General features: G+C 68.8%; 11 protein-coding genes and 1 tRNA gene. 9 read left to right on the top strand and 3 right to left on the bottom strand.

The genetic code is table 11. The features are described 5' to 3' along the window. Positions 1 to 106: 106 nt before the first annotated feature. The 3 genes from WI697_RS06205 to WI697_RS06195 all read right to left on the bottom strand — a co-directional run bounded on the left by WI697_RS06205 (position 107) and on the right by WI697_RS06195 (position 2,798). Positions 107 to 1,399, bottom strand: coding sequence for a PAS domain-containing sensor histidine kinase (locus WI697_RS06205; protein ID WP_082828840.1), 1,293 nt, complete (start codon positions 1,397 to 1,399; stop codon positions 107 to 109). 262 nt (positions 1,400 to 1,661) lie between these two features. Next, positions 1,662 to 1,738, bottom strand: a tRNA-Pro gene (locus WI697_RS06200). A gap of 58 nt (positions 1,739 to 1,796) precedes the next feature. Continuing rightward, positions 1,797 to 2,798, bottom strand: a complete 1,002-nt coding sequence (locus tag WI697_RS06195; protein ID WP_014748400.1) for a polyprenyl synthetase family protein — start codon at positions 2,796 to 2,798, stop codon at positions 1,797 to 1,799. Between the two features lie 338 nt (positions 2,799 to 3,136). Between WI697_RS06195 and WI697_RS06190 the strand changes: the two genes are divergently transcribed. The 9 genes from WI697_RS06190 to WI697_RS06150 all read left to right on the top strand — a co-directional run bounded on the left by WI697_RS06190 (position 3,137) and on the right by WI697_RS06150 (position 13,188). Then, the gene (locus WI697_RS06190) at positions 3,137 to 3,445 is read left to right on the top strand and encodes a putative signal transducing protein (RefSeq protein WP_014748399.1); all 309 of its coding nucleotides are present in this window, start codon (positions 3,137 to 3,139) and stop codon (positions 3,443 to 3,445) included. Positions 3,446 to 3,447: 2 nt separating this feature from the next. Next, entirely contained in the window at positions 3,448 to 4,260 is an 813-nt protein-coding gene (locus tag WI697_RS06185; RefSeq protein ID WP_345957822.1) for a tRNA1(Val) (adenine(37)-N6)-methyltransferase, read from the top strand. Positions 4,261 to 4,359: 99 nt separating this feature from the next. Beyond that, positions 4,360 to 5,235 (top strand): S49 family peptidase, encoded by an 876-nt coding sequence (locus WI697_RS06180; protein WP_345957821.1) that lies wholly within the window; start codon positions 4,360 to 4,362, stop codon positions 5,233 to 5,235. A gap of 13 nt (positions 5,236 to 5,248) precedes the next feature. After that, a complete protein-coding gene (locus WI697_RS06175) occupies positions 5,249 to 5,500 on the top strand; it encodes a hypothetical protein (RefSeq protein ID WP_345957820.1) in 252 nt (83 codons plus the stop codon). Between the two features lie 238 nt (positions 5,501 to 5,738). Then, positions 5,739 to 6,632, top strand: a complete 894-nt coding sequence (locus WI697_RS06170; protein WP_041607673.1) for a glycine--tRNA ligase subunit alpha — start codon at positions 5,739 to 5,741, stop codon at positions 6,630 to 6,632. Positions 6,633 to 6,636: 4 nt separating this feature from the next. Further along, positions 6,637 to 8,712, top strand: a complete 2,076-nt coding sequence (gene glyS, locus WI697_RS06165) for a glycine--tRNA ligase subunit beta (RefSeq protein ID WP_345957819.1) — start codon at positions 6,637 to 6,639, stop codon at positions 8,710 to 8,712. Positions 8,713 to 8,720: 8 nt separating this feature from the next. After that, positions 8,721 to 11,387 (top strand): pyruvate, phosphate dikinase, encoded by a 2,667-nt coding sequence (ppdK, locus tag WI697_RS06160; RefSeq protein ID WP_062769129.1) that lies wholly within the window; start codon positions 8,721 to 8,723, stop codon positions 11,385 to 11,387. 43 nt (positions 11,388 to 11,430) lie between these two features. Further along, positions 11,431 to 12,393, top strand: coding sequence for an ArgK/MeaB family GTPase (locus WI697_RS06155; protein WP_156503357.1), 963 nt, complete (start codon positions 11,431 to 11,433; stop codon positions 12,391 to 12,393). 138 nt (positions 12,394 to 12,531) lie between these two features. Next, a complete protein-coding gene (locus WI697_RS06150) occupies positions 12,532 to 13,188 on the top strand; it encodes a hypothetical protein (protein ID WP_345957818.1) in 657 nt (218 codons plus the stop codon). Positions 13,189 to 13,209: the final 21 nt, after the last annotated feature.

Below are 13,209 nucleotides of genomic sequence, written 5' to 3'. Positions count from 1 at the left end.
AAACCCTAATGTTGTTTTGAATCCTATATGAACAACCCTTGCGAGAAATAGCAAGCGCTGTCGGGGACGTGTCGCTGGATGCAACGCCTTATGGTTGCGGGGTGCGTCAGTCGGCCGGGGCGGGGCGAATGCCGGGCGGGCCGGCCACCGGCAGGATCACCCGGGCGATGGTGCCCCTGCCGGGGCTGCTGTCCAGGCGGATATCCCCACCCATCAGCAGGCAGAGCCGCCGGCAGATCGGCAGGCCCAGCCCCGTGCCGCCATAGGTGCGGGCGATGGAGGCATCGGCCTGGATGAAATCTTCGAAAACCCGGGCAAGCTGCGCCTCGGTCATGCCGATGCCGGTATCGGTGACCGTAATTTCGATCAGGTCGCCCCGGCCGTCGACGGAGCCGAGCCGTCGGGCGGCCAGGGTCACCGCGCCGCCGCGGGTGAATTTGCAGGCATTGGACAGAAGGTTCAGCACCACCTGCCGCAGCCGGGTGACATCGCCTTTCAACGTGCCGATGTCGTTGGGGATCTGCGTCTCGAACCGGTTGGTGTTCCGGCGGGCCAGCGGCCGGCAGGTGTGCACCAGCTCGCGCAGCAGGCCGTGGAGATCCACCTCGTCGACCATCAGATCCAGCCGGCCGGCCTCGATCTTGGCCATGTCGAGGATGTCGTCGATCAGCTTCAGCAGATGGGAACCGGCATGGTGAATGTCGGCGGCGTATTCGGCATAGCGCTGCGGCGCCTGATCGCCCAGCAGCTGATCGCGGATGATTTCGGAAAAGCCCAGGATCGCGTTCAGCGGGGTGCGCAACTCGTGGCTGACCCGCGCCAGGAATTCCGATTTGGCGGTGTTGGCGCGCTCGGCTTCCAGGCGGGCGGCGATCGCGATCTCGCGGGCACGGATCGCCACCTCGCGGGCCTCCGCCAGCTGCTGGGTCTGGCGGGCCAGGTGGTCGCGCGCCATCTTCAGCTCGATCTCGCGCTGCTTGATGTCGGTGATATCGCTGCGCAGGCCGAAAAAGCCGACGCCCGGCACCCTGACCTCGCGGACCAGATGCCAGCGTCCGGCGGTCAGCTGCTCGAAGGGCTGGGGCTTCGGGTTGTGCAGCCGGTGGCGGCGCTTGGCGATATAGGCATCCGGATCGGTCCGGGCCAGCGGATCGAGCACGACACCCGGTGCCACCATGCTGTGGCGGATGACGTCTTCGAAGCTCTGGCCCATCAGCTCCCCGACCGGGGGCATATAGGGGAAGAAATCGCAATAGGCCTGATTGACGAAGGCGACGCGATCATCGGTGTCGTAGATGATCACCGCTTCCGGAATCCGGTTGACCGCCATGCGCAGCAGCCGGTCGGCGTGCTGCACGCGGTCTTCCATCGCGTCGTCGAGGGCTTCTCCGTCAGCCATGAGAGAGGGGTCCGGTGGTTCAGGATGACAGACCGGGGATGTGGCACGACCGCGTCACATTTGATCCGTATGCATTGCATGATGGTGCCGCGATCACCATCAGGTTGCAATGTGAGTCGACATTTGCCCCTCGCAAAATGCCGCAGTGCAGGGAAGACCATCCGCAACCCTTGCGGCGCGCGGGATCTGCCCGCCTGTCCCCCGAACGACGACACCCCGGCAGGTTGCCCTGCCGGGGTGTGTCGATCGGACATACCGAAGTTGGTCGGAGTGGCAGGATTCGAACCTGCGGCCCCCGCCTCCCGAAGACGGTGCTCTACCAGGCTGAGCTACACTCCGGTGCGTCCGTGGGGCGCCTTATAGCGGGATCCGGCGGCCCCTGCAAGCAGGTTTTCGATCAGAATCCGCGGGCGATGCAGAACGAGATCAGTTCGTCCAGGGTGCGGCGTTCGATCCCGTCGGCGAAGCCCTGCAGCGAGGCGCGGGCGATCTCGCCGTAAGTCTCGGCGCGGCGCAGGGTTTCGCCGAAAGCGTCGTGGCGGCGCATCAGCTCGATGGCCTGTTCCAGGTCGCCCTCGCGCTGGTCCAGCTCTTCCATGGTCCGGGACCAGAAGGCCCGTTCCTCGGCCGTGCCGCGCTCGTGGGCCACGATCACCGGCAGGGTGATCTTGCCTTCGCGGAAATCGTCGCCGATGGTCTTGCCCAGCGCCGCCTGCTCTGCCGAATAGTCCAGCAGGTCGTCGGTCAGCTGGAAGATCACGCCCAGCGCCATGCCGTAGCGCGCCAGCGCTTCGATATCCGCAGCCGGACGGTCGGCGACCACCGGGCCGATCTGGCAGGCGGCCTCGAACAGCTTCGCGGTCTTGCTTTCGATGACGCGCAGATAGGCCGCTTCGTCGGTTTCCAGATCGTTGGAGGTGAGCAGCTGCATCACCTCGCCCTCTGCAATCACCGCCGAGGCATCCGACAGGATGCGCAGCACCTCCAGAGAGCCGTCGCGGGTCATCAGCTGAAAGGCGCGGCTGAACAGGAAGTCGCCGACCAGCACGCTGGCCTTGTTGCCGAAGACCGCATTGGCGGTGGCCTTGCCGCGCCGCAGCTCACTTTCGTCCACGACGTCGTCATGGAGCAGTGTTGCGGTGTGGATGAACTCCACACACGCCGCCAGCGGTACGTGCCGGTCGCCGGCATAGCCGCAGAGCCGGGCCGACATCAGCAGCAGCAGGGGCCTCAGCCGCTTGCCGCCGGACGAGACGATATGGCCGGCCAGCTGGGGGATGAGCCCCACCTGGCTCTGCATGTTGTCGATGATGACCTGATTGACACGCTTCAGGTCATCTGCCACCAGAGCCTGAAGGGTCGAGAGGACCTCTTGCGAGGAATGTGCGCGCGCATCCACGAGAGAGCAGCCGATCCGTCTTGTTTCAGGGCAACGTTGAAAAAGAGGGCAACGTTGGACCCGGGGCCGGCAGGGCTTGACGCTCCGCACGGCGCTGGGGAGCATATGAAGTGGCGCGCGGCGCGGTCAAGATGCGCAGCGACGCGTGGGGTGGGTATAGTGTGTCGCCGCACATCCTGCCGCGCTCGTGTGCGTTGCACAAGCCGCTGCGCGTATGTCCGGTGCCCGTCACCGTCTCTTCACCTCGCCCCCTCCCTTCCGCGCCCTCCGTTCAGCGCCCTTCGTTCAGCGCCTGACCGGGAGGCGGCCATGACCTCACCTTCCCGGGATCGCCGCTGATGGATGTCGTATTGCTGACCACCGATCCGGTGCGCCTGTCCTGGGCACGCGCGGTTCTGGCCGCCGAAGGCATCGACAGCCTGGTCTTCGACGAACAGATGAGCCTGGCCGAAGGTTCCATCGGTGCCTTTCCGCGCCGGCTGATGGTGGATGACGCCCTGGCGCCGCGCGCCCGCCGCCTGCTCGACGAGGCGGCGCAGGGGCTGGGGGAGACCGCGCCGATCTCGGCCCCGCCGCGCCGGCCGGCACCGCAGGCCACCGGCGGTCTGGCCGGGCTGGTGGCGCGCATGCTGGGGCCCCGACGGTGAACATGGCGACGCCGATCGATCTTCAGGACAGGCTCGCCCGTCACGGCATCGATCCGTCGACGGTCAGCCTGGATCATCTTCTGGGCCGGCGGGTGCAACTCGTTCAGTTCATCCGCGGCTATCGCGCCGCGGTCGACCCGGTGCTGCTGGCCGCCGCCGTGCCGGCGGAGCCGGGGCAACGGGTGCTGGATCTGGGCCTCGGCGCCGGGGCGGCCGGTCTCTGCCTCGCCGCCCGTGTGCCCGGGCTCGGGCTGGTGGGCGTGGAACGCGATGCCGGTGCGGCCGCGCTTGCGCGGGTGAATGCGGGGCTCGCCGGTGCGGCGCTGACCGTGGTGGAGACGGATGTCGGTGCCCGGTTGCAGGGGCCGGACGATCCGCGGGCAGAGCCCTTCGACCATGTTCTGACCAACCCGCCGTTTCTCGAGGAGGTCCGCGCCGATCCGCCGCCGGATCCCGGCCGCCGCGCCGCCCATGTCGAGAACGGGATCGGCCTCGGCGCCTGGATCGCCGCCGGGCTGAAGCGGCTGAAGCCCGGCGGCAGCTTCACCATCGTCATGCGCGCCGACCGGCTGGCCGAGATCCTGACCGCGCTGGCCGGGCCCGCCGGCGACATCCGCGTTCTGCCGGTGCACACCGTGGGCGACGGCCGGCCGGCCGGCCGGGTGATCGTTCAGGCCCGCAAGGGCCGGCGGGCGCCGCTTACCCTGCTGGCGCCGCTGGTGCTGGCGGGGGAGGGGCGGGACTGGACGCCGCCGGTCCGGGCGGTGCTGGAAGATGCAGCACCGCTGTCGCTCGCGACCCCATCCCGGGGTTGATGGCCCGACCCGGCGCCAATAGCCCCGGCCCGGCGTTGACAGCCCCGGCCGGCCACTCGATATGATCCCCCAACCTCTTTATCCGGGAGACACGCCGCCTTGACCGACAAGCCCAGCCGCTTCCGCCGCCTGCTCCGCCTGCTGCCGGTGAAGCGGTTCCGCAATCCGCCGCCGGTCGTGGCCGTGCTGCGGCTCGAGGGCATGATCATGTCCGGCCGCAGCTTCCAGGCGAACCTGTCGCACGAGGCGCTGAAGCCGCTGATCGAGCGTGCCTTCAAGGTGCCCGAGGCGAAGGCCGTGGCGCTGGTGATCAACTCCCCCGGCGGCTCGCCGGCCCAGTCCTCGCTGATCTGGAAGCATATCCGGGCGCGCGCCGCCGAAAGGAAGCTGCCGGTGATCGCCTTCGTCGAGGACGTCGCGGCAAGCGGCGGCTACTGGCTGGCGATGGCCGGCGACGAGATCTTCGTCGACGAAACCTCGATGGTCGGCTCGATCGGCGTGGTCTCGGCCGGCTTCGGCTTCGACCGGGCCATGGCGCGCCTCGGGCTCGACCGCCGGGTCTATACCATGGGCAATTCCAAGATGCGGCTCGACCCGTTCCAGCCCGAGAAGGCCGAGGATATCGCCTGGCTGGGCGGCATTCAGGAACAGGTGCACCAGCGCTTCATCGAGGTGGTGCGCGAGCGCCGGGGTGAGCGACTTCAGAAAGCCGGTGATACGCCGCTGTTCGAAGGCGATGTCTGGGTCGGCGCGCGGGCCGTGGAACTGGGGCTGGCCGACGGGCTGGGCGATCTGCGCAGCGTGATGCGCAGCCGTTTCGGCGACGCGGTCCGCTTCGCCATGATCGAAGAGCGTAGCGGCCTGTTCGGCCGGGTGAGGCTGGGCTTGCAGGCCGAGCGCGCCGGTTCGGCCGCCATTGCCGGGTTGGTCGAGCAGGTCGAAGCCCGCGCGCTCTGGTCGCGCTACGGTCTTTAGAGGACGCGGCGTCATGCTCAGTCTGTCGAAAATTCTGCTGCTGGTGCTGGTTGTGCTGGCCGTGTTCACCGGGGCCCGGCTGGCGCGGGTTTTCGGCCAGCGGCGCGAGGCGATCCGCCGCGAAGACCGGCGGGAACCCCGCCATGTGCCGCGCCGCCGCCGTGCCGCGCGCGAGGTGGCCGATGCCGACCGCTGCGCCCGCTGCGGCAGCTTCGTGGTGCCGGGCGCCGGCCCCTGTGGCCGCGCCGACTGCCCGGTCGGATGAGGTCCGATCGGGCAGGGCTGCATCCTTTGCGTGTATTTAAGGCGTTAACCAACCCTTAATCATAGATGCGCCGCCGCATCTCCCCCGGAAACGGGGGGAAGGCAGGGCGGCCCGGCTGCGCACGCATCTTGCGCGAAGCGCGCGATCCTTGACCCTCAACCGGCCGGCGGCTATGTTCGCGCCGCACCAAACGAACCGGTCGGCGGCAGGATTGCCGACACGCATCAGCGGGCTGAGCATGGCGACAGAGCGCAAAGGCGCGCCGTCTTTCCAGGAGATCATTCTCCGTCTCCAGCACTATTGGTCGGAGCGGGGCTGCGTCATCATGCAGCCCTATGACATGGAAGTCGGCGCAGGAACTTTCCATCCGGCCACCACGCTCAGGGCGCTTGGCCCCGAGGCCTGGAATGCGGCCTATGTTCAGCCGTCGCGCCGGCCGTCCGACGGTCGCTATGGCGAGAACCCCAACCGGCTGCAGCATTATTACCAGTTCCAGGTGATCATGAAGCCGTCGCCCGAGAACCTGCAGGAGCTGTATCTGGGCAGCCTGGCGGTTCTGGGGATCGATCCGCTGGTCCATGACATCCGCTTCGTCGAGGACGACTGGGAAAGCCCGACCCTCGGCGCGTGGGGGCTTGGCTGGGAAGTCTGGTGCGACGGCATGGAGGTGTCGCAGTTCACCTATTTCCAGCAGGTCGGCGGCATCGAATGCGAGCCGGTCTCGGGTGAGCTGACCTATGGCCTGGAACGCCTGGCGATGTTCATCCAGGGCGTGGAGAACATCTACGACCTGGCCTATAACGACCGCGGCGTTCGCTATGGCGACATCTTCCTCAGGGCCGAGCGCGACTATTCGGCGCACAATTTCGAGCACGCCGACACGGGCATGCTGTTCCGGCACTTCGCCGATGCCGAGGCCGAATGCGCCCGCCTTCTGGCGGCACGTCTGGCCCAGCCGGCCTATGACCAGTGCATCAAGGCCAGCCATCTCTTCAACCTGCTGGATGCGCGCGGCGTGATCAGCGTGACCGAGCGTGCGGCCTATATCGGCCGGGTGCGGGCGCTGGCCAAGGGCTGCTGCGAGGCCTGGATTGCGGGCAGCCCCTCCGTCTCTGCCGCCGGAAAGGCCTGATCCCATGGCCGAACTGCTTCTCGAACTTCTGTCGGAAGAGATCCCCGCCCGCATGCAGGGCCGGGCCGCCGACGATCTGGCGCGCCTGGTGACCGAGCGGCTGACCGCCCAGCGGATCACCTTCGGCCGGGCCGAGGCCTTTTCGACCCCGCGCCGCCTGACCCTGGTGATCCACGATCTGGCCGACGCCCAGCCCGACCGGGCGGAAGAGCGTCGCGGCCCGCGGGTCGGTGCGCCCGAACAGGCGCTGGCGGGGTTCCTCGCCGCCAACAATGCCGACCGTTCGTCGCTGATCGAGCGCGAGACGCCCAAGGGCAGTTTCTGGTTCCTCGACGTGTTTGAAGCGGGCCGCCCGACCATCGAGGTGCTGCCCGAGCTGATCGCGGGCGCGCTCGCCGATCTGCCCTGGCCCAAATCCATGCGCTGGGGCGCCCATCAGATCCGCTGGGTGCGGCCGCTGCGCTCGATCCTCTGCCTGTTCGGCGGGGCGGTGGTGCCGGTCCGCTTCGGCCATCTGACCGCGGGCAACACCACCCAGGGCCATCGCTTCCTGGCGCCGGCCACGATCGAGGTGCATGACTTTGCCGGCTATCGCGCGGCGCTGGCCGGCGCCCATGTGGTGCTGGACGCGGCCGAGCGGCGGCGGAAGATCGCATCGGATGCCGCGGCACTCGCCTCGGATCTGGGGCTGATGCTGCGCGCCGATGAAGGCCTGCTGGAAGAGGTGGCCGGGCTGGTCGAATGGCCGACCGTGCTGGCCGGCCGTATCGACGATGCCTTCATGGATGTGCCGTCCGAGGTTCTGGTCTCGGCCATGCGCACCCATCAGCGCTATTTCGTCGCCGAGGATGCCGAGGGCCGTCTGGCGCCGGTCTTCGTGCTGGTGAGCAACCTCGCCCCCGATGCCGAAGGCGCGAAGGTCATCGTGCACGGCAACGAGCGGGTGCTGCGCGCGCGCCTGGCCGACGCCAAATTCTTCTGGGATACCGACCGTCAGACCCGCCTGGATGCGCGTCTCGACCGGCTGCAGGCGATCCTGTTCCAGGCGAAGCTCGGCACCGTCGCCGACAAGGCCGGGCGGATCGCGGCGCTGGCCCGACAGCTGGCGGCCCATGTGCCGGGTGCCGATCCGGCGCTGGCGGAGCGGGCGGGCCGGCTGGCCAAGGCCGATCTCGTCACCGGCATGGTCGGCGAATTCCCCGAGATCCAGGGCATCATGGGCCGCTACTACGCGACCCATGACGGCGAGCCCGCCGAGGTCGCCCAGGCGATCGGCGATCACTATGCGCCGGCCGGTGCGTCGGACGGCGTGCCGACCGCCCCCTTGTCGGTGGCGGTGGCGCTGGCCGACAAGCTCGACACCCTGGCCGGCTTTTTCGCGATCGACGAGAAGCCGACGGGGTCCAAGGATCCGTTCGCGCTGCGCCGTGCTGCGCTGGGCGTGCTGCGCATCCTGATCGAGACCGGCGTGCGCCTGCCGCTCAAGGCGGCGATTTCGGCGGCGGCCGAAGGCTACCGGCCGATCCTGGGCGAGATCGACATCGACCGCCTGCATGGCGATCTGATGGGCTTTTTCGCTGATCGGTTGAAGGTCTTGATGCGCGACCGCGGCGTGCGCCATGATCTGATCGCGGCGACGCTGGCCGGTGTGGATGACGACGACGTCGTTCGGCTGCTGGCGCGCGTGCGGGCCCTGCAGTCGTTCCTGGACGGCGAGGATGGGGCGAACCTGCTGGCGGCGTACCGGCGGGCGAGCAACATCGTGCGTATCGAAGAGAAGAAGGACGGGACGACCTATGGTGGCGACGCCGATGCGGCGCTGCTGGTCGAACCCGAAGAGGTGGCGCTTCACGGCGCCCTCGTGCAGGCGCGGGCGGATATCGCTGCGGCGCTGGCCGGGGAGGAATACGAGCGGGCGATGACGGCTCTGGCGGGGATCCGGGTGCCGGTCGACGCGTTCTTCGACCGTGTGACGGTCAATTGCGATATGCCGGAGCGTCGGCGCAACCGGCTCCACCTGCTGTCCGAGATCCGGGCGGCGCTGGAAGCCGTGGCCGATTTTTCGAAGATCGAAGGGTGAGTCGACCGATGACCAAGTGGGTGTACAGTTTCGGCCGCAACGGCTCCGAAGGCACCGCTGACATGCGTAATCTTCTCGGCGGCAAGGGTGCGAACCTGGCCGAGATGAGCAATCTGGGCCTGCCGGTTCCGCCCGGTCTGACGATCACCACCGAGGTCTGCACCTATTACTACGCCAACGGCCAGAGCTATCCGGCCGAGCTTGAGGCGCAGGTGTCGGAAGCGCTGGCCAAGGTCGAGACCGAGATGGGCATGCGCTTCGGCGATGCCGAGAACCCGCTGCTGGTCTCGGTCCGCTCCGGTGCCCGCGCCTCGATGCCCGGCATGATGGATACGGTGCTGAACCTGGGCCTCAGCCCGGTGACGGTCGAAGGCCTCGCCCGCCGCAGTGGCGACGAGCGCTTCGCCTATGACAGCTATCGTCGCTTCATCCAGATGTATTCCGACGTCGTGCTGGGCGTCGACCACAGCTTCTTCGAGGACCGGCTGGAGGCGCGCAAGGAAGAGCGCGGCTACCATCTCGACACCGAGATGACCGCCGGGGACTGGAAGTCGCTGATCGACGACTACAAGGCGATCGTCGAGCGCGAGCTGGGCCGTCCGTTCCCGGATGACCCGCGCGAGCAGCTCTGGGGCGCGATCAGCGCGGTGTTCGGGTCGTGGATGAACCAGCGCGCCAAGACCTATCGCCGTCTGCACAACATCCCCGCCGAATGGGGCACCGCCGTCAACGTGCAGGCGATGGTGTTCGGCAACATGGGCGATGACTGCGCGACCGGCGTGGCCTTCACCCGCAACCCCTCGACCGGCGTCAAGGAGTTCTACGGCGAGTTCCTGGTCAACGCCCAGGGCGAGGACGTGGTGGCGGGCATCCGCACCCCGCAGCACCTGACGGTTGCCGGCAAGCAGGCCAACGGATCCTCCGATCCCTCGATGGAAGAGGAGATGCCCGAGGTGTTCGCCGAGCTGGTCACCGTGAAGGACCGGCTGGAGCAGCACTACCGGGATATGCAGGACATCGAGTTCACGGTCCAGCAGGGCCGGCTCTATATGCTGCAGACCCGCAACGGCAAGCGCACCGCTGCCGCCGCGCTCAAGATCGCGGTCGACATGGCGGAAGAGGGGCTGATCACCCACGAGCAGGCCGTGGCCCGCATCGAGGCCCAGGCGCTGGATCAGCTGCTGCACCCGACGCTGGATCCCAAGGCGCCCAAGCAGGTCATCGCCAAGGGTCTGCCGGCCTCTCCCGGTGCCGCCTCGGGTGTGGTGGTCTTCACCGCCGACGAGGCCGAGAAGCGTGCGCAGGGCGGCGAGGACGTCATCCTGGTCCGCATCGAGACCAGCCCCGAAGACATTCACGGCATGCATGCCGCCCGCGGCATCCTGACCGCCCGCGGCGGCATGACCAGCCATGCGGCGGTGGTCGCCCGCGGCATGGGCCGCGCCTGCGTGTCGGGCGCCGGCACCGTGCGCATCGACTATGCGAAGGGCCAGTTCACCGTCGGCGACGTCACCGTCAAGGCGGGTGAGACCATCACCATCGACGGCGGCAAGGGCGAGGTCATGCTCGGCCGCGTGCCGACCATCAAGCCGGACCTGTCGGGCGATTTCGGCACGCTGATGGCCTGGGCGGACGAGATCCGCACCCTCAAGGTCCGCACCAATGCCGAGACCCCGCTGGATGCCGAGACCGCGCGCACCTTCGGTGCCGAGGGCATCGGCCTCTGCCGGACCGAGCACATGTTCTTCAGCGACGACCGCATCATCGCGGTGCGCCAGATGATCCTGTCGGACGATGCCGACGGCCGTCGCGCGGCGCTGGCCAAGCTGCTGCCGATGCAGCGCGGCGACTTCGTCTCGCTGTTCCGGATCATGGCCGGCCTGCCGGTGACGGTGCGCCTGCTCGACCCGCCGCTTCACGAGTTCCTGCCGCACAGCGAGAAGGAAATCGCCGAGGTGGCCGCCGCCTCGGGCATGGACGCGCAGAAGCTGGCCGCCCGCGCCTCGGCCCTGCACGAGAGCAACCCGATGCTGGGTCATCGCGGCTGCCGTCTGGGCATCTCGTATCCCGAGATCTACGAGATGCAGGCCCGCGCGATCCTGGAAGCCGCGGTCGAGGTCTCGGCCGAGCTGGGCCAGACCGTGACCCCTGAGATCATGATCCCGCTGGTCGCGACCCGTCGTGAGCTGGAGATCCTGCGCAAGCTGGTCGACGACACCGCGGCCAAGGTCTTCGCCGAGAAGGGCGCGAAGGTCGAATATCTGGTCGGCACCATGATCGAGCTGCCGCGTGCCGCCCTTCAGGCCGCGAAGATCGCCGAGGTGGGCGAGTTCTTCAGCTTCGGCACCAACGACCTGACCCAGACCACCTTCGGCATCAGCCGCGACGATTCGGGCGCCTTCCTCGACAGCTATCGCGAGGCCGGCATCTTCGATCAGGATCCTTTCGTCAGCCTGGACCAGGATGGCGTCGGCGAACTGGTGAAGATCGCGGCCGAGCGTGGCCGTTCGACCCGCCCCGACATCAAGCTCGGCATCTGCGGCGAGCATGGCGGCGATCCGGCGTCGATCGACTTCTGCCAGCGCGCCGGCCTCGACTACGTCTCGTGCTCGCCTTACCGCGTGCCGATCGCGCGTCTGGCCGCCGCCCAGGCGGCGCTCCGCGCCCGCGGCTGACGGCCGGGACAGCGGCATGACAGGCGGTTCCGACGGGAACAGGATGGAGGCCGGCAGCAGCGCTGCCGGCCTCCGCCGTCTCGACGCCATCCGGGGCGGCGGCAAGCCGGCGCTCGCCCGCGCGCTGGCGGAGCTGGAAAGCCGGGCCGGGCGGCCCGAGACGGCGGCCCTGCTCGATGCCGCGCACGAGGCGCCGGCCGCCCGGGTTCTGGGCATCACCGGTCCGCCCGGCGTCGGCAAATCCTCGCTGCTTTCGGCCCTGATCCGGTCCTATCGCGACCAGGGCCGCAGCGTGGGCGTGATCGCCGTCGACCCGTCGTCGAAGCGTACCAAGGGCGCGCTGCTTGGCGACCGGACCCGGATTCAGACCGATCCCGAAGACCAGGGCGTGTTCATCCGCTCGATGGCCGCCCGCGACCGGCTGGGCGGGCTTGCCGATCTGACCATCGCCGCCACCGTGCTGATGCGCGCGGTGTTCGATGTGGTGCTGGTCGAAACGGTGGGCGTCGGCCAGTCCGAGACCGATGTGGAAGAGGTCGCCGACACGGTGCTGTTCTGCGTCCAGCCCGCTTCGGGCGACAGCCTGCAGTTCATGAAGGCGGGGATCATGGAGATCCCGGATCTGGCGGTGGTGACCAAGGCCGATATCGGGCCTGCGGCGGAACGCGCCCGCACCGATGTCGCAACCGCGCTCAAGGCCGTGGGCCTCAGGGCTGACGGCTGGAAGGTGCCGGTGCTGAAGGTCGCCTCGGCGACGGGCGAGGGGATCGGGGATCTGATCGCCGCCGCCGACCGTCATCACGACTGGCTGGTCGCCGAAGACCGGCTGGCGCCGCGGCGCGCGGCCCAGGCCGAAGGCTGGATCGCCTCGTCGCTCAAGGATCGTTTCGGAACCGAGGGTCTGCGCCGCCTGGGCCGCGCGGATGCCGGTGCCCCGGCAGGGCAGGGGCCGTTCCGGCGTCTGGCCGCCGCGGCGGAAGAGCTGACCGCGCGTCTCGACCGCTGACGCGGGCGTGCCGGTCCGGCAATATAGTCGGGTGATGCATCGCATCAGGACCGCAAGAGGCCGGATCCACCGGCCCGGGGCCCCGGTCCGATCGTGCCGGCGGGCAGAAGGCCCGCCTGGATGGGAGACGTCTGGACGATGACCGCGATCCTTCGCCGCCGCCTTGCCGCGGCCGCCTTCCGCGCCACCACGGCCAGCCTGGCCGCGGCGCTGCCCCTGGCACTGCCCGCGGCCCTGGCCGTGGCGCTGCCTTTGGGCCTTGCCGGCCCCGCCCGCGCGGCCGGCCTCGACAGCGGCACGGTTGGCCGCTGGCTCGATGCTTCGCAGGCGCTGGAAGCCTGGAGCAACACCCTGCCCGAAGACCGTCGCGAGGCGCTGGACGGGGCCGGCGACCCTGCGGCGATGATGGGAGATATGGCCGACGGGCGCATGCTCTCTGCCGCCGTGTCGCGCATGGCCGGCGCGCCCGAGGCGGCGCAGGCGGCGGGCATCGTCTCGAAACACGGCTTCTCGGGCCTCGACGACTGGGCGACCGTCGGCGACCGCGTGATGCAGGCCTATATGGCGATCGAGATGCAGGGCGAGGACGTCCAGGGCCAGCGGGCCGAGATGGAGGCTGCGCGCAGCCAGATCATGAATTCGCCCGACATGACCGCCGAGCAGAAGAAGATGATGCTGCAGATGCTGGGCAATGCCGGGGCGATGATGGACCAGGCCGGCAAGGCCGACCCGGCCGACATTGCCGCGGTGCAGCCGCATCTGGAGCGCATCCGGAGCATGGGCGGCAGCGACTGATCCGGCGGGCAGACCGATCTG

Source organism: Tistrella mobilis (genome assembly GCF_039634785.1).
GTDB lineage: Bacteria > Pseudomonadota > Alphaproteobacteria > Tistrellales > Tistrellaceae > Tistrella > Tistrella mobilis.
This window is presented reverse-complemented; position numbering and strand designations above follow the sequence as displayed.